The sequence below is a fragment of the Agrococcus versicolor genome (genome assembly GCF_039531815.1).
Lineage (GTDB): Bacteria > Actinomycetota > Actinomycetes > Actinomycetales > Microbacteriaceae > Agrococcus > Agrococcus versicolor.
In genome coordinates this window covers 188,797-210,011 of the sequence record NZ_BAAAQT010000008.1, presented here as the reverse complement: position 1 = coordinate 210,011, position 21,215 = coordinate 188,797, and the positions used below count along the sequence as shown (strand labels likewise).

Below are 21,215 nucleotides of genomic sequence, written 5' to 3'. Positions count from 1 at the left end.
CCGACTGTCCTAGTCGATGAGGGTGGACGCTTGCGCTGCCGCCTGTATCTCGCGGTCGGGCCCGGGCCAGACTTCGGTGATTGCGCGAGCGAGCGCCGTTCCTCTTGCAGCGATCTCGGCCTCAGCCCACGCGTCCGTGTACTCGAGGACCTCCTTGTTGAGCACGAGCAGGTTGAACTGCTCGAGAAGGCTCCACTTGCCGCGACCGGGCTTGCCGCCTTCTGAAAGTCCACTCGCGTCTGCATCTGTCCAAGGGCGGTTCGAGAGTGACGAGTTCAGCGATTGCGTGACCAGGGTGAGGTTGCCGATCGAGTGGACGAGTCGGTCGCGCCGCTGGGCGGCTTCGGGCTCGAGCGGAAGGGTCGCTTCCCAATGCACTCGCCACTTCTGCGGCATGATGTGCTCGATCGTCAGCCCGGGCGGGAGTGTGACGGCCCCGAACTTCGGGTTCTCGGCCCTCTTGTGTGCCTCGACGGCGCGGAGCACGGTTGCGATGCGGCCCTGCTTCACGTTGCCGAACATCTTCAGGCGGACGAGATCGTCGACGAAACGCTCGTCTGACGGCCACTCGCGAGTTCCCGCCGTCTGCTGGGAGAGGAACGAGCGGATCGCCTCCCCGGAGGCGGCGGGATCCAGGTTGCGAAGCGACTTCAACAACGCGACGACAAGCTTGTTCATGTCTTTGGACGTCAGCTGAAGCATTGTGCGACGCACGACCCAACTTTCGATCGCATCAAGCCCAACTTCGACTTGATCGCTCGGGACGCCGTGGTTGCGCGAGATGACCCAGAGAAACACCGGGGTAGTTCCAGCGAGCTCCATGGCCTCGATGACGCGAGAGCGGAAACGTCCGATCACTGTGTCCGAGGCAAAGTCGCCGAGCCCCCGATAGGTATCCGCATCGTTTCGGAGTTCCCGTAGGAATCTATGGGCCCTATCGGCGTCGGTCATGAAGGGCTCGGCGTAGTCGATGAAGGTCCGGAAGGCGAGTTCTTGCTTGACCTCTTCCTGCCTCCGCATCGTCAGCCAGTAGTGCAGGAAGATGTCGACTCTCGACCGGCTCGCGCGCCCCTGGACGATCTCTCTGCGCCACCAGTCGGTATCGAAGTCCTCCCAGATGCTTCGGGACCAGAGATCTACGTCGGCGCCGAGCTCTTCACCGCGTCGGAAGACCCAGTTCTTGATCAGGTCTGCCTTGAGCAGAGGAGTCCCTCGATCGTTGAGAGTCTCGAAGATCAACTGGGCGTCATCGTCGCCCGTGAGGTCGATCGCCACGACGACCAGCCGTCCTGCCAGTGTCTCGGCGAGTTCATGGGCGCGGTCTGCGAGGTCCGCGGGGGGCGTACGGCCATCGGCATCGGGTGCACCCGAGAGCCACCGACGCGCCTCACCGCGGAAGAACTCATGGGCCCCCGTCAGTTGTCCGACCTCGGGGGGACGTGGCTCGGACGGGTCCATGGCGTGCGCGAACTCGTCTCGGTTCGCCTGAGAGGGCCAGAGCTTGAATCGCTGCTGCGTTGAGCGGTACGTCGACTGCTTGTTGAGGATGAGCTCCTCGAGGCGTTCTGCCTCCTCGAAGCGCTCGTGTTCCACGAAGACCGACTCCACCGCGTCCAGCATCAGCTGCAGCGTGGTCAGTCGCTGCTGTCCATCGATGACGTTCAGCTCGATCAACCCCGAGCTTCCGGCGCGCTTGACTTCGAACACGACCGCGCCGAGGAAGTGGCTCGCGAACTGCTTCGAGCCCGGGCTCAGGTGACTCTCGGTGACGCGCACGATGTCGTCCCACAGCGGGGACCATTGGTCTTCCTCCGTCCACACGTAAGGCCGCTGGTAGGACGGGATCGCGTAGTGCTTGCGCCCCTCGAAGAGTTCGGTTGCGTTGGCTTTGCTGGGTTGCTGCATGATGTCGCCCTTCGGCCGTTGACTCGGACTACGCTATGGCTGTTTCTGCGCGGGTGCTTCGATTGATTGACGCGACCTTGCGTGTCGGCGCCAGCCTCTGGCCTCACGGTTAGCTCGCCCGTCTGGGCTCGGGTCCTTGTTGCATCCAGGGATCCTCCATGCCCGCGACCACTATTGACGTACGCGCTCCGGCCTTCGTGGCTGTCCTCGACGTCGCCGAACTGAGTCTTGGCGTGACATCTGACTGACTGCCGGTGTGGCGTCGCACGGGCTGCCGGCTCGAAACCCGCCTGGCCTCGAGGTGCCCGCCGGTGACTGACCGCGTCTTGTCAGGCGAGCCACCGCCCCGTACTCTCGACTCAGAAGAAGAACGTGTCGTTCGATTATCGAACGGGAGCGTCTCGCACGACAACGCAGTCGACGGAGGACCCATTGCAGTTCCATCACGACGGGTACGTCTCCGGCGACCCCCGCGTCCAGCCCGCGCGCGGCACGGGCATCAATCGCCCGACCGAGATCCCCGACCAGGTCGACGTCCTCATCGTGGGCAGCGGCCCCGCAGGCATGCTCCTCGCCGCGCAGCTCTCGCAGTACCCCTCGGTCACGACGCGCATCATCGAGCGCCGCGCCGGCCGCCTCGCCGTCGGCCAGGCCGACGGCATCCAGGCGCGCAGCGTCGAGACGTTCCAGGCGTTCGGGTTCGCGGAGCGCATCACGCAGGAGGCCTACCGCATCACGAGCACGAGCTTCTGGGGTCCGCGCGACGACGACCCGGCGAAGATCCACCGCACGAAGCGCACCGACGACGACGCGAACGGCATCAGTGAGTTCGAGCACCTCATCGTCAACCAGGCGCGCGTGCTCGACTACTTCGCCGAGGCCGCGCTGCAGGGCCCCGGCCGCATCGAGCCCGACTTCGGCATCGAGTTCGTCGCCCAGGAGCGCGACGACCACCCGACGCATCCCGTGCTCGTCACCATCCGCGACTCCGGCGCGACGAAGGAGGCCGATGATGCGGCGCTCGCCGCCGCGACCGGTCTGCACGCGGAGGCCGCGCGGCTCGCGGTGAACGAAGCGACGGCGCCGCCCACCGCATCCATCCCGACCGGCGGCGACGACCGGCCCACCCGCCAGATCCGCGCGAAGTACGTCGTCGGCTGCGACGGGGCCCGCTCGAACGTGCGCCGCTCGATGGGCCGCACGCTCGCCGGCGACCAGGCGTTCCACGCGTGGGGCGTCATGGACGTGCTGCCCACCACCGACTTCCCCGACATCCGCATGAAGTGCGCCATCCAGTCGGCGGCGGGCAGCATCCTGCTCATCCCGCGCGAGGGCGGGCACCTCGTGCGCTTCTACGTCGACCTCGGCGAGGTGAGCGCCGACGACGCCGGAAAGGTGCGCACGACGACCGTCGAGGAGACGGCGAAGCGCGCGAACGCGATCCTCTCGCCGTACACGCTCGAGGTGCAGGACGTGGCCTGGTATTCGGTCTACGAGGTGGGCCACCGCCTCTGCGACCGCTTCGACGACGGGGTGGATGCCGACGGCACCGAGCGCGCACCGCACGTGTTCATCGCGGGCGACGCGTGCCACACGCACTCGGCGAAGGCCGGGCAGGGCATGAACGTGTCGATGCAGGACGGCTTGAACCTCGGGTGGAAGCTCGGCGCCGTGCTCACCGGGCAGAGCCCCGCGGCGCTGCTCGAGACGTACTCGGCCGAGCGACAGGTCGTGGCGCAGAACCTCATCGACTACGACAAGACGTGGTCAAGCCTCATGGCGAAGAAGTCGGCCGAGCTCGCCGACCCCGACGAGATGACGCGCTTCTACGTCGACCAGGCCGAGTTCCTCTACGGATTCCGTACGACGTACGAGCCGTCGATGATCACCGGCACGGGTGAGCACCAGGCGCTCGCCGCCGGCTTCCCCATCGGCAAGCGCTTCAAGTCGTACCCGGTGGCACGCGTCGCGGATGCGAACTTCGTGCAGCTCGGCCACCAGCACCGCGCCGACGGCCGCTGGCGGCTGTATGCGTTCGCGGATGCGTCGGGGGAGGCGCTCGCGACGTTCGCCTCTGCCGCGCCCGAGGTGCTGGCGCGCTTCACGCCTGAGGGGGCGGACGTGGATGCGGTCTTCGACGTGAAGGTCGTGCTGCAGCAGGCGTGGCAGGACGTGGACCTCGGCGAGGTGCCGCCGCTCTTCCTCCCCAAGGTCGGATCGCTGCAGCTCACCGACTACGAGAAGGTCTACGCCGCGATCGCCCCGCGCGACTGCCTGCCCGCGGCGCCGAAGATGGCGGTCGGGACCGACTTCGACGCCGACATCTTCGACGCGCGCGAGGTGTCGCGCGATGGGGCGATGGTGCTCGTGCGGCCGGATCAGTACGTGGCGACGGTGCTGCCGTTGAACGCTGCGGGGGACCTGACCTCATTCCTGGATGGAGCGCTGCAGCTCTCGCGCTGAGCGCCAGCGTGTCGTCGGTGGTCGCACGGATGATCGGTGGCGTGGATCGCCGATCCGCACCGGCGCGAGCCGGTACGCCTCGAATGGGAGGAGCCGAGATGGCCAAGCCGTCGAAGGCAGCGCTCTCCAAGGCAGGGAAGACGCTCTCGTCGTCCTCGTCGTCTTCGGGAGCGAAGTCCAACGCCGGGAGCACCCTCGGCAAGGGCTGAACTGGTGGGCGGGCCCGCAGTGGCCCGCCCGCTGGGTGAAGGACGGCAGTGGATCTGTGGTCCGGCGACGACGGATCGTCCGTTCCTGGGATTGCACGCGAGCAGTGGCGAGAAGGTCGACGGGTCGACACCTGACTGACCGGGAGCGCCATGACCCTTTCCGCCCCGCCCCGACGATCGCTGATCGTCGTCTCCGCGCTTCTCGCGTTCGCAGCATTCGTGCTGGGTGTGCTCATCACACTCGGCGGGACCGCGATCGCCTGGCGACTCGTCGACGAATCGCGACCCGGCCTCATGCTCGCAGAACTCATGACCAACACCACACCCGGGTTCGCGGATGCGCCGAGACCCGCCGCCGACGCCTGTGGAGACCGCTTCGGCTGCATGGAGGGCGTCGAAGGTGACGGCGTCTCGATGTACCGATACTTCTCGCTCGATCTCGCCCGACAGGCCGTCGTCTACGACGACTCCGACCTCTACCGATCTGATCGGATCGTCATCGTGTTCGATGCCGATGGGTTGTCCGCTGACGAGCGCTTTCAACTGCTGCAGGTCGTCGAGAGTACGTGGACCGGCAGCAGCGACTGAGCCGCGGTCCTAGACGAAGCCGACGGCCCGGACCGGCGCACCGTCGCCGGCCAGACGCAGCGGGAAGAAGCCGATGCGCGTGCGGTCGGGCACGTCCTCGAGCCCGCACAGGTTCTCGACGATCAGCCCGTCGCCTCCCAGCACCACGTCATGCACCGGGAAGTCCGCCGACCCGCCACCGGTCAGGTCAGGGCTGAGGGTGTCGACCGCGAGGATGCGCATCCCACGATCGACCAGCTCCTGCGCCGCATCCGCATCGAGCGCGGGATGCTCGAGCGCCCGCTCAGAACCCAACCACTGCGCCCATCCCGTGTCGATCACGACGATCGCTGGCACAAGGTCCGGCAAGGCACCAGCAGCCGAGAGCCGCTCCCACCCGTAGACCTCCCGAGGCGCGAGCCCCGGCGCGCGGATCACCAGCGCCTCCCCGAACAGCTCGTCGAGCGACACGTCCGCCATCGTCCGCCCGCCGGGCACCGTGTGCGACGGCGCGTCGATGTGCGTGCCGGTGTGCGACCCCATCTGCAGCGAGGCCACGGCGACGCCATCGGACTCCACCGACAGCGCCGACGACACGTGCACCGACGGGTCGCCCGGGTAGACGGTCATGCCGTCGACGATCGGATGGCTGAGGTCGACCAGCCGCCCGGCACCAGCGCCATCGACGGGGCGCGCGTGCGTCATGCCGAGGCCGAGACCGGAGCCTCGTCGCCGACGGTCTCGTCCGCCAGGTGCCGACTCGCGACCGCAGGCGTCGACGCCCGCCGCCCCCACGACGCCGCGAGGTACACGACGACCGTGAGCAGGAACGCCGGCACCGTCGCGCCGATGGGCAGCGGCCACACGTACGCCCACACGTACGCCATCACCGCACCGACCGCCCAGGCGACCACGGCGATCCAGTTCACGCCACCGCGGAACCAGAACCGCCCACCCTTCGCGCGCAGGATGTCCCGGTCGTAGCTGCCGCGCGACACGATGAAGTAGTCGACGATCATGATCGCGAAGATCGGTGCGAAGAGGGCGCCGATGGTCACGAGGAACGTCGTGAACTGGTTCAGCAGGCCGAAGAACGTCGAGCCGACGATCGACACCGCGCCCAGCACGAGCGCCGTCGGCAGGAAGCGCACACGGGCGCCGGGCAGCGCGTTGACGACGCTCGTCACCATGCCGTAGACGACCATCGTGTTCGTCGCCATGACCGACAGGAAGATGGCGACGGCGAAGGCGGCGCCGAAGGGCTCGATGATCGTCACCGGGTCGAACGCCACCGGCTCGCCGCCGCGGATGACGACGTAGGCGATGGCGGTGGCGCCGAGCGACATCGAGATGACGGTCGACAGCGTGTAGCCGATGCCCGAGCCGATGACGCCGGCGCGGGTCGAGGCGGCGAAGCGGTTGAAGTCGGCCGACAGCACCGTCCACGAGATGGCGGTCGCGACGACGGCGTCGAAGGCGAGGCCCGCCGTGTAGAACGGCGCGTCGGGACGGGCGATGCCGGAGAAGTCGGCGGGCGAGGCGTTCAGCAGCACGACGACCAGGATGTACGCGGCGATCGCGAGGATGACGGCGGCGAACCACGGCTCGACGCGCGAGACGCCCGCGTGGCCGAAGATCGCGAGGATCACGACGATCGTCTGGCAGATCACGGCGAAGAGCACGGGGCTCGAGAAGCCGGTGGTCGTCGCCACGATGTAGTTGAGGGCGGTGCCGGCGAGCATCGCCTGCACCCAGCTCCACCCCATGAGGATGAGCACGTTCACCGCGACGGGCAGCAGGCTGCCGCGCGTGCCGAACGGGCCGCGCGTGAGCGCCATCGTCGGCAGGCCCGTGCGGGTGCCGATGGCGCCGATCGTCACGAGCACCGCGGCGCCCACGAGCGTGCCGCCGACGATGAGCGCGATGACGAGGCCGAACGGCAGGTCGGGCACGAACAGCGTGCCCGTGAGCAGGGTGGTCACGACGAGGTTGGCGGCGAGCCAGATCATGAGCGTGCGACCCAGCGAGTGGGTGCCGCGCACGGGCCTGCCGTCGTCGTCATCCGTGGCGATGCGGCGTTCGAGTCGTGCGATGAGGGACATCTTCGTCTCCTGGGTGGCCGCGGGCCGATGCCGGCGGATGCGAGAGGTCAGGGCTTGGGGGAGAGGTGCTCGTGGATGGCGAGCAGCCCGGCAGAGGAGGCGCGGAACACGATCGTCTCCCGCTCCTCGTACGACTCGGGGCCGTCGGGCGTGACGACCGAGGTGCTGACCGTGTGCGAGAAGACGGCGCCGCCGGGCATCGGGGTCACGAGCTGCTCGCTCGAGACGCACGAGACGACGCGCCATCCGCTCGCCACCCACTCCCGCCACAGCGCCTCGTAGGCCTCGCGGCGGTCGAGCCGCTGCGGCTCCGTGTGGAAGATGAAGCTCGCCTCGGGCGCGAAGAGCGCGAAGTAGCGATCGCCGTCGGTGGCGGCGAACGCGTCGACGATCGCCGCGGCGGCGTCGAGGATGTCCTGCTCGGTGGGGTCGCTCATGCCTGCTCCTCGGATGCGGTCCGCGGCGCCATGGCGCTGAGGAGCTCGTAGACGACATGGCTCGCCGCGACCGCGGTGAGCTGCGCGTGGTCGTAGGCGGGGGAGACCTCGACGACGTCGGCGCCGACGATGCGGAGGTCGGCGAGCGCGCGCAGGATGCGCAGCAGCTCGCGGCTCGTGAGGCCGCCGGCCTCGGGGGTGCCGGTGCCGGGGGCGTGCGCGGGGTCGAGCACGTCGATGTCGATCGAGATGTAGAGCGGCGCATCGCCCACGCGGGCGCGGATGCGGGCGATCGCGGCGGCGACGCCCTCCTCCTCGAGGTCCTCGCTCGTGACGACGGCGAAGCCGAGGCGTGCGTCGTCGCGCAGGTCCTCCTTCGAGTACAGCGGACCGCGGATGCCCACGTGCATGCTCGCCGTCTGGTCGATGAGGCCCTCCTCCGATGCGCGGCGGAAGGGCGTGCCGTGCGTGATCGGCTGGCCGAAGTACGTGTCCCACGTGTCGAGATGCGCGTCGAAGTGCAGCACCGCGACCGGCCCGTGCTGCGCGTGCACGGCGCGCAGCAGGGGGAGCGCGATCGTGTGGTCGCCGCCGATGGCGACGATGCGATCCACGTCCTGGCCGAGTGCGTGCGCGCCGGCCTCGATCTCGGCGACCGCCTCCGACAGGTCGAACGGGTTCACGGCGATGTCGCCGGCATCCGCGACCTGCTGCGCGCCGAACGGATGCACGTCCTGCGCGGGGTTGTAGGGGCGCAGCAGTCGGGAGGCCTCGCGCACGTGCGCCGGGCCGAAGCGCGCGCCCGGCCGGTAGCTGACGCCGCCGTCGAACGGGATGCCGACCACGGCGATGTCCGCCCGGCCGACCTCGTCGAGGCGGGGGAGGCGCGCGAAGGTCGCGATGCCGGCGAAGCGCGGCACGCGGCTCGCGTCGACCGGACCTCGCGGCGCTGCGGGTTCGCCGTGTTGCATATTGGGCAACCTTCTGTATCCTTGGGACAACTATGGGCGACCGTACTCCCGCGTGGAGTCGGGCGTCAAGCGATGCCGTGCTCGAGGACAAGGCCCACCATGCGTGCGATCCATCCCGCGGCCGACGCCGCCATCGCCCCGATCGGCGCCAGGCTGCGGTCGGTGCGCACTGCGCAGGGCATGACGCTCGCGCAGGTGGCGGAGACGACGGGGCTGTCGAAGGGCTTCCTCAGTCGGGTCGAGCGCGACGAGACGTCGCCGAGCCTCGCGACCCTCGTGCAGCTGTGCCAGGTGCTCTCGCTGCCGGTCGGTGCCCTCTTCGAGGAGCCCGAGATGCACCACGTCTCGTTCGACGCCGCCCCGCGGGTGAACCTCGGCGGCGCGCACGTCGACGACCGGCTCATGACGCCGCGCGGCGAGGAGCGCCTGCAGCTGCTGCGCTCGGAGCTGACGCCCGATGCCCACGGCGGCACCGACCTCTACACGATCAACTGCCAGGTCGAGGTGCTGCACGTCGTCTCGGGCACGGTGCGCCTGCAGTTCGTCGACCGCTCGGTGCTCGCCGTCGCGGGCGACGCCGTCACCTTCCCCGGCCGCGAGCCGCACACGTGGCGCGTCGAGGGCGGTGAGCCGGCGGTCGTGCTGTGGGTGCTGGTGCCGGCGCCGTGGAGCGGGTCGGCGTAGGGGCGGTCGCTTGTCTGAGACGTGATGTCGGATGCATCCGGCATGCTGTCTGCATCGCTTGCGCAGACGGCGCGACACGGTGAAGGGGCGAAGATGCCTGACCGCAGGACCTTCGACACGATCGAGGCAGCACTCGAGGCGTTCAACCTCCCGTCGGACAACCTCGCCGCCGTCCGGGACCATCTCTCCGAGCGTGAGTACGAGCAGCGCTGCTACATCGTCTCGAGCGGTCAGTACATCGGCCTGAAGGAAGCGGGCAGCCTCAAGACCGTCTACATCAATCGTGGATTCATCGACTACCGCGACGGTGAGAACGACTGGACCCGGATCCTCCTTCCGAGCAACAAGATCAGAGACGGTGGCTACACCCAGGGCAAGGGATACCAACGCGAGGCGCAGGCGTGCCCGAACTGCGGATCCCGCATGCCCCTGAGTGGCGTCTGCGACCTCTGCTGACGACGTCGCGGGCGGTAGGCGCAACCCGTCGCCGCTCGTCGCGCTCGGGCCTAGCGTTCACATGAGGCACTCGCCGCCGAAGGGAAGCACCATGAAGATCCTCGTCACCGGAGCATCCGGCCGCGTCGGCCGCGCGACCGTCGCCCACCTGCGCGAGCACGGGCACGAGGTGCTCGGCATCGACCAGGCGCCGTCGCCCGACGGGCCCGACGGCGGATCCATCGTCGACCTCGCCGACTTCGGGCAGGTCGTCGAGGCGATGAGCGGCGTCGACGACCGCCTCGGCGGCTTCGACGCCGTCGTGCACCTCGGCGCGGTGCCGGCGCCGGGCAAGCGGCCGAACGCGACGATCTTCGCCAACAATGCCGTCTCGGGCTACAACATCTTCGCCGCCGCTCGCATGCTGGGCATCCGCAAGGTCGTGTGGGCGTCGAGCGAGACGGTGCTCGGCCTGCCGTTCGAGACGCCGCCGCCGTACGTGCCCGTCGACGAGGAGTACACGGTGCGGCCCGAGTCGACGTACTCGCTCGGCAAGGCGGTCGAGGAGGAGATGGCGCGGCACTTCGCCCGCTGGCAGCCGGACGCGTCGATCATCGGCCTGCGCTTCTCGAACGTGCTCACCGACGACGACTACCGACGCTTCGACTCGTGGCAGGACGACCTGTCGGCCCGGTCGTGGAACCTCTGGGGCTACATCGACCATCGCGACGCGGCGCAGGCGGTGCGGCTCGCCGTCGAGGCCGACCGCACGGGTGCCGAGGTGTTCATCGTCGCCGCCGATGACACCGTCATGCGCCGCCCGAGCGTCGAGCTGCTGACGGGTGCCCTCGCGGGGCTCGAGCGGCGCGCGCCCATCGAGGGCCGTGCGACGCTGCTCAGCAACGCGAAGGCGAGGCGCGAGCTCGGGTTCCAGCCCAGGTTCTCCTGGGTGGATCGCGTCGACGCGTGACCAGCCGTCGCTCGCGGGAGGATTGAGGGATGGACGCCACGCGCATCGTGCTCGCCGCGGCGCTGACCCTGCTCGTCGCCGTGGCCATCGCGCTCGTCAGCCGATGGATGCGGCGCCGGCCGACGGCCGCGATCGACGGTGGGGTGCGGCTTCCCATCGCCTTCGCGGTGCTCGCGTGGGTCATCGTCGCTGCCGGGGCGATGATGGCGCTCGTCGCCTTCACGCTCGACGACGCCGACGACCCGCTGCCGATGCGCATCGCATCCGTCGCGATGGTCGTCGGCGGCGTCGGCCTCGTGCTCATGCATCGCAACTGGCGCCTCGCAGTGCTCGACGACCGCGTGTACCAGCGCACGGCATTCGGCCGCGTGCGGTGCGTGGTCTACGACGACATCGCGTCGTCGAGCCTGACGCGTGCGTACGGTGCCCCGCTGCTGCAGGTGCGCTCGCGCGACGGGAGCCGCATCGCGGTGAATCCTGCCGCGTTCGACGTGCGCCCGCTGCTGCAGGCGATCGCCGCAGGCGAGTACCACGCCCACACCGGCGAGCGGTGGGGATGAGCGGCCGCACGGCGTAGCCCGTCGGCGGCTCATCGGAGGCACGCCACGTGCGTGCACGGGTGCCGAGGTCTTCACCGCCGCCGCCGCCGACGCTGTGATGCGTCGCCCGAGCGTCGAGCTGCTGACCGGTCCGCTCGCCGACGTGCCGGTGCGCGGCGCGATCGACGAGACGGACCACGTCGCGCCGTGGGCCATCGGCGGCGTCGCCTGCGGCCAGCGACGACTCTCGACGGAATGCCAGCTAGTGGCGCGAACCGGCGAGACGGTTGGAGGCGAGCGCATTGAGCGAGACCTTCTGCTCCGCGGCCTCCAGCACGAGCCGGCGGTGGATCTCCTCGCCCACGCGGACGACGAACCTGCCGGAGAACCTCCGCTCCGAGATCGGCTCGGGCGGCGTCTCGCCCGCAGCCTCCATGTCCGCCACGACCTCCGTGACGAGCCGACGGATGCCCGCGAAGGCTGCCTCCTGGTCTTCGTCGAGCCATGAGAGCGACGGCATCTCGGCCACGGTGCCGACGTACTCGTGGTCGTCCATCGACCACTGCACGCGGTAGGTGTAGTGCTCGGCGTTCACGGCTCCTCCTTCGCCAACCTGTCGATCGCCCACAGGACCTGCTTGACCTGGTACGGCTTCGCGGATCCATCCTTGCTGCGCTGGATGTTGACCCTCGGATCGCCCCGCCATGGTGTCCGGTAGACGCGGTGCGACGATCCGCTCGTCCTCGGAGCGCCGAAGTGATGCGCGCACACCTTCGCCACGTCGTCGAAGCGAACCCTTGCGGGCGCTCGACGCATCTGCTCCAGGATTCGCTCGATGCTCGGCACTCGCGCACGATACTACCTGCAGTACTACGCCGGGTCGAGGTCTCCACAGGTGCGACCGCGCCGCGCAGCGCTCAAGCGCGAGACGGCAGCTCGGTCGCGGCCCACTGAGCGATGCGCTCGTTCCGCGCGCGGAGGAACGCCACGCAGCTCGATCGGTAGTCGCGGTAGTCGGCGGCGTCCTCCGGCAGCGGGCTCTCGTCGAATCCGCGGAAGGACCGCATGAAGGCGACCCCACCGTCCGGGCCGACGAGATCCTGCAGCAGGAAGAACTCGACGTACCGGTCGAAGGACTCGAAGAGGTCGAAGAAGTCGCGATACGCCTCGAGGACCGAGCCGAGCGGACTCGCCTCGCCCTCGTAGAAGAGGCGGATGCACTCGAGGGTGAGATCGAGGCGATCGCCGATCGACGCGGTCCATCCCCGTGCCATGTTCAGCGTCTGCACGCCTGGTCGGCGTTCGCCGGGGAAGACCATCATCCCCGCGATGGTGTGGTTGAGGTGCTGGAACTCGTCGAGCTCGTCGGGCGCGCACTGCTCGATGATCGGAGCGAGTCGGCGCCATGAGCGATAGGTCGGTACGCAGGTGTCGCTGGCGAGGAAGAACTCGCCCAGAAGCGACGCGTGATGCAGGTATCGACGTCGATTCGAGATGTCGAGATCGAAGATCGTGCCGTTCGGCAGCGCCTTGCTCCAGAGCAGCTGGTGGTAGCGCCTCAGGGTGGCGCTGGTCGTGTCGGGGTCACCGCTTCCTGCGTCGCTGCGCATGTCGAAGGTGACGTCGATGGTCGGCTTCGGCGGCTCCATGGCGCGAGCGTAGGGCGCAGGGCTGAGAGGTGTGCTGGCTCGGCCGCCCCGTAGTCCATCGGCGGCGCAGGGGAAGCGCATGGCACCCGCCCCCTACTGTCGAGAGCGTGACGAACGACGAGCTCGCGCCGACGAGCGCGCGATCCGTCGCAGCCGTGGTGTTCAACCCCGTGAAGGTACGGGAGGCGGTGCTGCGCGCCGCCGTCGAGGCGGCCGAGCGTGAGCACGGCTGGGCGCCGTCGCTCTGGTTCGAGACGGGCGCTGCGGATGCGGGTGCCGCAGCCGCGCGCGAGGCTGCGGCGCAGCATCCCGACGTCATCCTCGTCGCGGGGGGCGACGGCACGGTGCGCGCGGTCGCCGAGGCCATGCACGCCTCGGGCATCCCGCTCGCGCTGCTGCCCTCGGGCACCGGCAACCTCCTGGCCCGCAACCTGCGCCTGAGCCTCACCGACCTGCCGCGTGCGGTCCGGGGCGCCTTCGCAGGCGTCGACCGGCCGCTCGACGTCGGCTTCGCCGCGACCCGCACCGAGGACGGCGTCGTCACGCGCCGCGCATTCCTCGTGATGGCGGGCATCGGCCTCGACGCGAACATGGCCGCGAACACGAGCGCCGAGCTCAAGCGACGCATCGGCTGGGGCGCCTACGTCGACCCCATCGCCCGCTCGATCCTCGGCAACGCGCAGTTCGGCCTCCGCTATCGCATCGATCGCGGCCGCTCGCGCAGCCTGCGCGCGCACACGATCATCGTCGGCAACTGCGGCACGCTGCCCGGCAACATCCTGCTGCTGCCCGACGCCGTCATGGACGACGGGCTGCTCGACGTCGTCGCCTTCCGCCCCACGGGCGCGTTCGGATGGATGCAGATCGGCTCGCGCCTTGCCGCGTACAGCATGTTCCACCGCTCGACCGCGGGCAGGCAGATGCTGCAGCGCACGCCCGACCTCAAGCAGCTCGCCCACGTGCAGGCCGCCGAGTTCGAGGCGCGCTTCGACGAGCCGCAGCTGCTGCAGCTCGACGGCGACACCGTGGGCGACGTGGTGGGGGTCGCGCTGTCGGTCGTGCACCACGGGCTGACGTTGCGGGTGCCGCGGGGCTGACGCGGCGACGACGATCGTCGGCAGCGTCGTGGGCCGAGGCCGGCGGGCGGCCCTCGCCGCCGTCGACGCCTAGTCGTCCTCGAGCACGTACGCGCCGGAGTCGTCGGTGAACAGCGCCGTCTGGCCCGGCAGCGCCGAGCGCACGAAGCCGGCGACCCACGGGTAGGCGGCGACGAACGCGTCGACCGAGCGGATCTCGATGTTGGCGCTGTCCTGCATGTACTCGTCGGACTCGAGGCCGACGACCGACTGGAGGTCCTGGCCCGAGAACGTGATCCAGCGCGGGGGATGCTCGGCGTGCATCTTGGAGAGGAACACGGGCGCGTTGCCAGCGATGCCGCCGGCCTCGACCGCGCCGTCGCGCGTGACGTCGAGCAGCGCGTCGACCGAGCCCGCCGCCTCGACGAGCGCGTCCCAGCCGTTCGCGTTCGCGTACGTCGCCTCGGGGATCGTCAGCAGCCGCAGCGTGCGCACGTGGCCGAGCAGCTCGCCGTCGGCGGATCGCACCTCGTCGAACGACGCACCCCACCGCGACGGCGTGGCCAGGATCGCCGCGATGCGCGTGCCGCGGAGGAAGGGCTCGCTGTTGCGCCACGGAGCTCCGACCGGCGGCACGCGATGGTTCGTCGCGATGTCGTCGCACACGATCTCGAGCGCGACGCGACCGGCGCCCTCCTGGCCGGCGACGACCTCGACCGCGAGCTCGACGCGCTCGCCCGAGTCGGTCGGCAGCAGCGAGGCGCCGACGGTCATGAGGGTGATGGGCCCGTCGGCGGGCCGCTTCACGGCGACGCGGACGGTGCCGCCGATGCGGTCGTCGAGCACGGCGGGGTCGACGCCGAGCGCGTCGAAGACGTGGGCGGGGAAGGTCGTGTCGGTCACCCGACCAGTGTCGCGGAGCGGGCTCCGCGCGCGGTGGGAGGTGGCGGCACCTCGCCGCCGGGCAGCCCCGGAGCGACGGGGCGGGGCGCACGGCCCCGCCCCGACCCTCACGCCTGCGCAGCCGCCGCCGGCGCCGATCCGGCAGCGCCCGGCAGCACCTCGCGCAGCAGGTCGTCGAGCGTGACGACGCCGACGAGCGCCCCATCCGACACGATGGTCGCGAGGTGGGCGCGCTCGCGGCGCATGCGGGCGAGGGTGTCGTGCACCGACGCATCCGCCGTGACCGTGAAGGCGTCGCGCGCGAGCGACGACACGGGCGTCGACGCGGGCACGGCGAGCGTGTCGCGCACGTGCACCACGCGTGCGCCGGCATCCGAGCCGACGAGCACCCGCAGGTGGCCGGAGGCGGCGGATGCCGCCTGCACGTCGGCGGCCGTCGCGCCCGCGGGCACCGAGGTCGGCACCGCATCCGCCCGCACGACGTCGGAGACGACGAGCGTCGTGAGCGCGATGGCCTTCGCGATCGGCTCGGAGTACTGCTGCTCGAGCGTGCCCGCGGCCCGCGAGTGCGCGACGAGCTCGCGGATGGTGTCGACGTCCTGCCCGCCCGCCGCGGCCTTCTCGACCGGCTCGACGCCCGAGGCGCGCACGAGCCGGTTCGCGATGTGGTTGATCCACAGCAGGAACGGGCGCAGCGGCCACGTCATCGCCCGCGCGGCGATGCCCGTCGCCTTCGCGGCGGTCTCGGGATGCGCGATCGCCCACGACTTCGGAGCCATCTCGCCGATGACGAGGTGCAGGAAGGTGACGACGATGAGCGCGAGCATGAACGCGACGACGTCGGCGAGCACGTACGGCAGGCCCCACGACTCGAGCACCGGCGAGAGCGCGTAGTCGATCGCCGGCTTGGTGACGGCGCCGAGCAGGAACGTGCACACCGTGATGCCCAGCTGCGCGAACGCGAGCATGACCGTGAGCTCGTTGACGCCGCGCAGCGCGGCACGGGCGGACGCGCTGCGGGGCGCCTCCTCCTCGAGCCGGTGCCTGCGGGCGGCGAGCAGCGCGAACTCCACGATGACGAAGAAGGCGCTCGCGACGATGAGCAGCGTCGTGACGAGCGCGACCATCCACGGGCTCATCGGGCGACCTCCTCGCCGAGGGCGCGCGGGTCGACGGCGTCGGCCGCCGCATCCGCGCCCGAGCGGGCGTCCGCGCCCGCATCCGCTCGGTCGAGCTCGAGGAGCCGCAGCACGACCCTCGAGGGCACGTGCCGCTCGACGGCCGCGACCTCGATCTCGAGCCAGCGGTCGATCTCGATGCCCTCGACCGTCTCGCCCGCCCGCTCGGGCAGGTCGACGCGCACGACGTCGCCCTCGGCGGGCAGGTCGCCGTGGTGGCGGATCGCGACGCCGGCGATGGTCTCGTCGTCGGCGTCGGGCAGGTCGTGGCCGATGAGGCGCTCGACCTCGTCGACGTGGACGTCGCCGGGCAGCACCCACGTGCGGTCGCCGTCGACGACGACTGCAGGCTCCACGTCGAGGTCGTGCTCGTCGGAGAGCTCGCCGACGACCTCCTCGGTGAGGTCCTCGATCGTGAGGATGCCGTCGAACGAGCCGTGCTCGTCGACGACGCACACGAGCTCGTCGCGCGAGCCCCGCATGCGGTCGAGCGCGGCGGGCAGCAGCATCGTCGCGGGCAGCACGACCGCCTCCCGCATCACGTCGGCGACCGGCGCGTCGTCGGCGGCGCCGGAGCGCAGCACGTCGATGAGCTCGACGACGCCGACGGGGGAGTCCTGCTCGTCGACCACCGGATAGCGCGTGTGGGCGACGGCCATGAGCGCGCGCACCTCGCCGATCGTCGTCGTCGGGGCGACGGCGTCGACGCGCGAGCGGGGCACCATCGCGTGCTCGACGTCGCGCTGCGGGAAGTCGAGGATGCGGTCGATCATCACCGACAGGTCGGCAGGCAGGTGCCCGCTCGCCCGCGACTCCTCGACGATCGCCTCGAGGTCGCTCGCGGTCGCGCTCGCGTCGACGTCCTCGAGCGGCTCGATGCGCAGCAGGCGCAGGAGCGCGTTGGCGGCGACGTCGAAGACCGCGATGAGCCAGCCGAACGCGAGGAGGTAGATGCGCGTGGGGATCGCGAGGGCGCGAGCGAGGGGCTCGGGGTTCGCGATGGCGTAGTTCTTCGGGTACAGCTCGCCGAAGATCATCGTGACGATCGTGGCGAGCACGAGCGCGAGCGACGTGCCCACGAGCACGCTCACGGTCGGGTCGATGCCGACGCCACCGAGGAGCGTGCCCAGCGACTCGCCGATGAGCGGCTCGGCGACGTAGCCGATGAGCAGGCCGGTGACGGTGATGCCCAGCTGGGCGCCCGACAGCATGAAGGAGGTGCGCTTCGTGATGGCCTGCACGCGCGCCGCCTGCACGTCGCCGGCGGCGGCCTTCGCGGCGATGCGCGAGCGGTCGACCGACATGTACGCGAACTCCTGCGCCACGAAGAAGCCGCATGCGGCGATGATCGCCAACGTCAGGAGCACGCCCAGCAGCAGCGTCAACGCTGCGGCGAGCACGAGAGGTCACCCCCTCGGGCGATCGTCAGGTGCGGGCTGGGTGATCGACCCTCCGCGTCGGAGGAGGGGCTTCGATGGCTCACGGGTGTCTCTCTCGTGGGTCAGGGAACGCAGTGCCTCCAGGCTAGGGAGCGATCGCGACCCGAGGTGCCGATAGGGGCGCTCCCGGCCTCGATCGATGGGAAGGCCATAGGGATCGGGGCACGCGGTGCGCCGGGATGCGAGCCTGCTCGCGGCCACGGTAGGTGCCGTGGCGGGCGTCGGCGGTCTCGCCTAGGCTCGCCGCAACCGACCTCGGGAGCCAGCGTGACCACCATCGTCTCGACCCTGTTCATCTCGCTCGACGGCGTCGCCGAGATCGACCCCGACTGGCACTTCCCCTACTTCGACCAGGCGGTGGGCGCCGCGGTGGGAGAGGACTACGCCGACGTCGACGCGCTCATCCTCGGTCGCGTCACCTACGAGTCGTTCGCGGGCGCCTGGCCCGACCGCGAGGCAGCGGGCGGCGACGACGCCGGCTTCGCGACGGAGCTCGGCGACCTGCGCAAGGTCGTCGCGACGCGCGGCACGCAGGACCTCGGGTGGCGCAACGTCGAGCGCACGGGCGACGTCGTCGCCGCAGCGAAGGCGCTGCGCGACGAGGGCGTCGGCAAGGTGCTCGTAGCCGGCTCGATCCAGATCGTGCGAGCGCTGCTCGAGGCGGGCCAGCTCGACGAGCTGCGCCTCCTCATCCACCCCGTCGCCGCGCGCACGGGCGAGCGCCTGTTCTCCGAGGGCGCCGGCATGCAGCACTTCTCGCTCGTGAAGGCCGAGGCGCTGCCCACCGGCATGCTGCGCACCATCTACCGCGCCGCCGCGGGCCCGACGGCGGGCGGTCGGACGCCGGCCGCCTACGAGGACGCCGCCGAGCACCTCCCGGGCTCCGACGCATAGGCGGGCGGCCGCACGCGCGGCCTCGCACCACCTCTCGAACCGCGCATCGCCAGGTGCCGCGCGACGCCGTCCGGCGCATCTCGCCATCCTTCTCGCGAGATCCATAGGAGCGGGCCGCGTCCGATCGCGCCCGAACGTCCCCCACCCGTCGTCATGGGCGACCGGGCCACATGGCCCGAGGTGGACTCCTGCACGACATGGCGCGCCACGTCGGACGCGTGATGCATCCAAGCGTCGCTGACGCGACGTCATGACGCCATGGCGTACCCCGAGCAACGCCATGCGTACCCTTCTCGCCGCTGATCGTGTCGCTCTCGGCAATCCGGCCCCACTACCGCCGCGAATGGAACCTGACAAGCGCTCATCTATGCCGTTCGAAATCGAAGCAAGATTCCTCGTGACGAATCGCCAGGTGGCGACGTCTCATTCACGTAGGACCTCAGAGCACAGAAAGCGAGGAAGCCACCATGGCTACCACCCCCACTCCGAACACCGCAGCCGCAGCCGCCGTCTCGGGCACGACCACGGTCGTCGACCCGGTCGTCGCGAAGATCGCCGGCATCGCAGCGCGCGAGGTGCGCGGCGTGCACGACCTCGGTGGCGGCGCCGCCCGCCTCGTGGGCAACGTCCGCGACGCGATCGGCCAGCGCGACCAGGGTCAGGGCATCAAGGTCGAGGTCGGCGAGAAGCAGGTCGCGGCCGACGTCACGATCGTCGTCGAGTACCCCGAGCAGCTGCAGGTCGTCGCGGAGGACGTGCGTCGCGCCGTCGCCCGCAGCATCACCGAGCTCGTCGGCATGGAGATCGCCGAGATCAACGTGACCGTCACCGACGTGTTCATCCCCGGCCAGGACGACGATGACGCAGAGGAGTCGCGAGTCGCATGAACGGCTACACCATCGGAGCACTCGCCGGCCTGATCCTGGCCTTCTTCGGCCTGGCCTTCGGCCTCGGCGGATTCCTCATCGCCCTGCTCCTCGGAGCGATCGGCGCCGTCATCGGTGGCGTCGCCACCGGGCGCCTCAACGTCCGAGCAGCCGTGGACGCGGCACAGGGGCGGAGCCGAGGATGACCATCCCCGGCCGCGTCTCGATCGAGCCGCGCGCCATCCGGGCGATCGTCGAGGCGGCCACGGCCGACACCTTCCGCACCGCCCGCAAGGGCGTGAAGGCGAAGGTCCACGCCGACCACGGCCGCCTCGAGGTCGAGATCGCGACGCCGTACGGCGGTGCCGAGCCCGTGCTCGGCGCCGCCGCCCGCGGCCGCGACGCCGTGAGCGCTCGATCGAGCGAGCTCACCGGCGCACGATTCGACCGGGTGCGCGTGCGCATCACCGGACTCACGCAGCTGGATGACCGAAGGAGGGTCGAATGAGCTGGATGCGACGCTACGAGCGCCGCGAGCTGCATCGCTCGCGCTCGCTCACGTCCTCCATCGCACTGATCGTGACGGCGCTGATCCTGCTCGCAGGCGCGCTCGTGGCGATCCTGGGCCCCATGGGCCTGCTGCCCAGCGGCATCACGGGCGAGGGCGTGCACACGTTCCTCACCGCCTCGGGCGCCGCGAGCATCGCGACCGGCGCGGGCATCATGCTCGTCGGCATCGTGTGGCTCGTGCTCGGCCTCTCGAGCGCGCGCCGCAGCCGCAGGGCCCTGCAGCGCGAGGGCGTCGTCGTGATCGTCGACGACTCGACGCTCGCGAGCGCCATCTCCGGCACGGCCGCCCGCGCGGCCCGCGTCGGCGCCGACTCCGCACGGACCGTGCTCGGTCGACGCCACGCGCGCACGGTGCTCGAGTCGCAGGCCGGCTTCGACGCCGACCTCGACGCGGCCCGCTCGGCCGCGACGACCACCATCGATGCGCTGCAGCCCCGCAGGGGCCTGCGCGCCGACGTGAAGGCAGGCACGGCATGACCACCACGAACCGCGGCTGGAACCGCATCGTGCTGACGCTCGTCGGCCTCGGCTGGATCCTCGCAGGCGGCGTGCTCGTCGCCCGGCAGATCTGGCCCGAGCAGGCGTCGCAGGCATGGAACGCCGCACCGCAGGCCGTCGCCGACGGCTGGGACGCGCTCGCCGCGCAGCTCGGCCTCTCGGTCGGCAGCCTCGACCCGGCGGCGCTCTGGACGGTCGCGCTCGTCGCGGTCGCCGTGATCGCCCTCGTGTGGGCCATCGTCCACGCCGCCACGCGCGGCAAGGGCCGCACGTCCGACGCCGTCGTCTCCGACGACGTCGTCATCGAGGCGGGCCTCGTCGAGGACGTCTACATCGACGCCCTCGGCGCCCACCCCGACGTGCTCAAGGTCCATGTCTCGGCATGGCGCCGCAAGGGCGGCAGCGCCTGGCGAGCGGCGGTCGACGTGCGACAGCACGCCCGACTCGACGAGATCGCCGACCGCGCCGCCACCGCGGCGGTCGCGACGCGCGAGCGCATCGGCATCGATGCCCCGATCGTCGTGCACCTCACGAGCGGCGTCCGCGCCTCCATGGCGAAGACCGCTCGCGCGGCCTGAGCCACCACCAGCCTCATCCCCCGGCGTCGACGCCCGTCGTCGCCACACCATCATCATCGAAGGAGCACGTCATGGGTCTCGGAGACAAGATCAGCAACAAGGCCGAGGAGCTCGGCGGCAAGGCCAAGGAGGCCCTCGGCAAGGCCACCGACAACGAGCGTCTCGAGGCCGAGGGCCGCAAGGACCAGGCCTCGGCGACGACGAAGCAGGCCGGCGAGAACGTCAAGGACGCCGCCAAGGACGTCTTCGGCGACAAGAAGTAGTCGGCTCCGGCCGACCCGA

Annotated in this window: 25 protein-coding genes; 14 read left to right on the top strand and 11 right to left on the bottom strand. The window is 70.5% G+C overall.

Going from position 1 to position 21,215, the window contains the following annotated elements; translation table 11 throughout:
- Positions 1–9: 9 nt before the first annotated feature.
- Positions 10–1,905 (bottom strand): DUF262 domain-containing protein, encoded by a 1,896-nt coding sequence (locus tag ABD249_RS13420; RefSeq protein ID WP_344344389.1) that lies wholly within the window; start codon positions 1,903–1,905, stop codon positions 10–12.
- A 432-nt stretch (positions 1,906–2,337) separates the two neighbouring features.
- On the opposite strand from ABD249_RS13420, the gene ABD249_RS13415 reads away from it, so the two are divergent.
- Together ABD249_RS13415 and ABD249_RS13410 are read left to right on the top strand one after the other, a co-directional pair.
- Positions 2,338–4,368 carry an FAD-dependent monooxygenase gene (locus ABD249_RS13415; protein WP_344344387.1) on the top strand — a complete coding sequence of 677 codons (2,031 nt, stop codon included), beginning with the start codon at positions 2,338–2,340 and terminating at the stop codon, positions 4,366–4,368.
- Between the two features lie 359 nt (positions 4,369–4,727).
- On the top strand, positions 4,728–5,165 hold the full coding sequence (locus ABD249_RS13410; RefSeq protein WP_344344385.1) for a hypothetical protein: 438 nt from the start codon (positions 4,728–4,730) through the stop codon (positions 5,163–5,165).
- 9 nt (positions 5,166–5,174) lie between these two features.
- Here ABD249_RS13410 and ABD249_RS13405 read toward each other — a convergent pair whose 3' ends face one another.
- Genes ABD249_RS13405 through speB form a run of 4 tightly spaced genes read right to left on the bottom strand, consistent with a single transcriptional unit; the run spans position 5,175 to position 8,654 of the window.
- Complete coding sequence (locus ABD249_RS13405; RefSeq protein WP_344344383.1) at positions 5,175–5,849, bottom strand: cyclase family protein; 675 nt, start codon at positions 5,847–5,849, stop codon at positions 5,175–5,177.
- Complete coding sequence (locus ABD249_RS13400; RefSeq protein WP_344344382.1) at positions 5,846–7,246, bottom strand: purine-cytosine permease family protein; 1,401 nt, start codon at positions 7,244–7,246, stop codon at positions 5,846–5,848. Before ABD249_RS13400 ends, ABD249_RS13405 begins: the two co-directional genes overlap by 4 nt.
- 47 nt (positions 7,247–7,293) lie before the next feature.
- Entirely contained in the window at positions 7,294–7,683 is a 390-nt protein-coding gene (locus ABD249_RS13395; RefSeq protein ID WP_344344381.1) for a YybH family protein, read from the bottom strand.
- Entirely contained in the window at positions 7,680–8,654 is a 975-nt protein-coding gene (gene speB, locus ABD249_RS13390; protein ID WP_344344380.1) for an agmatinase, read from the bottom strand. The genes ABD249_RS13395 and speB overlap by 4 nt, the downstream gene beginning before the upstream one ends.
- 99 nt (positions 8,655–8,753) lie before the next feature.
- Between speB and ABD249_RS13385 the strand changes: the two genes are divergently transcribed.
- The 4 genes from ABD249_RS13385 (at position 8,754) to ABD249_RS13370 (ending at position 11,303) form a co-directional block, all read left to right on the top strand.
- A complete protein-coding gene (locus tag ABD249_RS13385) occupies positions 8,754–9,338 on the top strand; it encodes a helix-turn-helix domain-containing protein (RefSeq protein ID WP_344344379.1) in 585 nt (194 codons plus the stop codon).
- A gap of 42 nt (positions 9,339–9,380) precedes the next feature.
- The gene (locus ABD249_RS13380) at positions 9,381–9,794 is read left to right on the top strand and encodes a hypothetical protein (RefSeq protein ID WP_344344377.1); all 414 of its coding nucleotides are present in this window, start codon (positions 9,381–9,383) and stop codon (positions 9,792–9,794) included.
- A gap of 91 nt (positions 9,795–9,885) precedes the next feature.
- Positions 9,886–10,743: an NAD-dependent epimerase/dehydratase family protein gene (locus ABD249_RS13375; protein ID WP_344344375.1), complete on the top strand. Its 858-nt coding sequence runs from the start codon at positions 9,886–9,888 to the stop codon at positions 10,741–10,743.
- Positions 10,744–10,772: 29 nt separating this feature from the next.
- The gene (locus ABD249_RS13370; protein ID WP_344344373.1) at positions 10,773–11,303 is read left to right on the top strand and encodes a hypothetical protein; all 531 of its coding nucleotides are present in this window, start codon (positions 10,773–10,775) and stop codon (positions 11,301–11,303) included.
- A gap of 241 nt (positions 11,304–11,544) precedes the next feature.
- Here the strand turns inward: ABD249_RS13370 and ABD249_RS13365 are convergent, their stop codons facing one another.
- From ABD249_RS13365 to ABD249_RS13355, 3 genes are all read right to left on the bottom strand, one after another.
- Positions 11,545–11,877 carry a type II toxin-antitoxin system HicB family antitoxin gene (locus ABD249_RS13365; RefSeq protein WP_344344372.1) on the bottom strand — a complete coding sequence of 111 codons (333 nt, stop codon included), beginning with the start codon at positions 11,875–11,877 and terminating at the stop codon, positions 11,545–11,547.
- Positions 11,874–12,128 (bottom strand): toxin HicA, encoded by a 255-nt coding sequence (locus tag ABD249_RS13360; RefSeq protein WP_344344370.1) that lies wholly within the window; start codon positions 12,126–12,128, stop codon positions 11,874–11,876. Before ABD249_RS13360 ends, ABD249_RS13365 begins: the two co-directional genes overlap by 4 nt.
- 71 nt (positions 12,129–12,199) lie before the next feature.
- A complete protein-coding gene (locus ABD249_RS13355; protein WP_344344368.1) occupies positions 12,200–12,931 on the bottom strand; it encodes a DUF6994 family protein in 732 nt (243 codons plus the stop codon).
- Positions 12,932–13,038: 107 nt separating this feature from the next.
- Here ABD249_RS13355 and ABD249_RS13350 point away from each other — a divergent pair, with 107 nt between their 5' ends.
- Positions 13,039–14,028, top strand: coding sequence for a diacylglycerol/lipid kinase family protein (locus ABD249_RS13350; protein ID WP_344344366.1), 990 nt, complete (start codon positions 13,039–13,041; stop codon positions 14,026–14,028).
- 69 nt (positions 14,029–14,097) lie between these two features.
- On the opposite strand, the gene ABD249_RS13345 is transcribed toward ABD249_RS13350, so the two are convergent.
- From ABD249_RS13345 to ABD249_RS13335, 3 genes are all read right to left on the bottom strand, one after another.
- Positions 14,098–14,910 carry a suppressor of fused domain protein gene (locus ABD249_RS13345; RefSeq protein WP_344344364.1) on the bottom strand — a complete coding sequence of 271 codons (813 nt, stop codon included), beginning with the start codon at positions 14,908–14,910 and terminating at the stop codon, positions 14,098–14,100.
- 107 nt (positions 14,911–15,017) lie between these two features.
- On the bottom strand, positions 15,018–16,049 hold the full coding sequence (locus tag ABD249_RS13340) for a CNNM domain-containing protein (protein ID WP_344344362.1): 1,032 nt from the start codon (positions 16,047–16,049) through the stop codon (positions 15,018–15,020).
- Complete coding sequence (locus ABD249_RS13335; protein WP_344344360.1) at positions 16,046–17,488, bottom strand: hemolysin family protein; 1,443 nt, start codon at positions 17,486–17,488, stop codon at positions 16,046–16,048. The genes ABD249_RS13340 and ABD249_RS13335 overlap by 4 nt, the downstream gene beginning before the upstream one ends.
- 306 nt (positions 17,489–17,794) lie before the next feature.
- Here ABD249_RS13335 and ABD249_RS13330 point away from each other — a divergent pair, with 306 nt between their 5' ends.
- The 7 genes from ABD249_RS13330 (at position 17,795) to ABD249_RS13300 (ending at position 21,196) form a co-directional block, all read left to right on the top strand.
- Positions 17,795–18,421 carry a dihydrofolate reductase family protein gene (locus ABD249_RS13330; RefSeq protein WP_344344358.1) on the top strand — a complete coding sequence of 209 codons (627 nt, stop codon included), beginning with the start codon at positions 17,795–17,797 and terminating at the stop codon, positions 18,419–18,421.
- A 467-nt stretch (positions 18,422–18,888) separates the two neighbouring features.
- On the top strand, positions 18,889–19,308 hold the full coding sequence (locus ABD249_RS13325) for an Asp23/Gls24 family envelope stress response protein (protein ID WP_344344356.1): 420 nt from the start codon (positions 18,889–18,891) through the stop codon (positions 19,306–19,308).
- Entirely contained in the window at positions 19,305–19,493 is a 189-nt protein-coding gene (locus ABD249_RS13320; RefSeq protein ID WP_344344354.1) for a hypothetical protein, read from the top strand. The genes ABD249_RS13325 and ABD249_RS13320 overlap by 4 nt, the downstream gene beginning before the upstream one ends.
- A complete protein-coding gene (locus tag ABD249_RS13315) occupies positions 19,490–19,795 on the top strand; it encodes a hypothetical protein (RefSeq protein WP_344344352.1) in 306 nt (101 codons plus the stop codon). Before ABD249_RS13320 ends, ABD249_RS13315 begins: the two co-directional genes overlap by 4 nt.
- Entirely contained in the window at positions 19,792–20,334 is a 543-nt protein-coding gene (locus tag ABD249_RS13310; RefSeq protein ID WP_344344350.1) for an Asp23/Gls24 family envelope stress response protein, read from the top strand. The genes ABD249_RS13315 and ABD249_RS13310 overlap by 4 nt, the downstream gene beginning before the upstream one ends.
- The gene (locus ABD249_RS13305; RefSeq protein WP_344344348.1) at positions 20,331–20,933 is read left to right on the top strand and encodes a hypothetical protein; all 603 of its coding nucleotides are present in this window, start codon (positions 20,331–20,333) and stop codon (positions 20,931–20,933) included. Before ABD249_RS13310 ends, ABD249_RS13305 begins: the two co-directional genes overlap by 4 nt.
- A 71-nt stretch (positions 20,934–21,004) precedes the next feature.
- Entirely contained in the window at positions 21,005–21,196 is a 192-nt protein-coding gene (locus tag ABD249_RS13300) for a CsbD family protein (protein WP_344344346.1), read from the top strand.
- Positions 21,197–21,215: the final 19 nt, after the last annotated feature.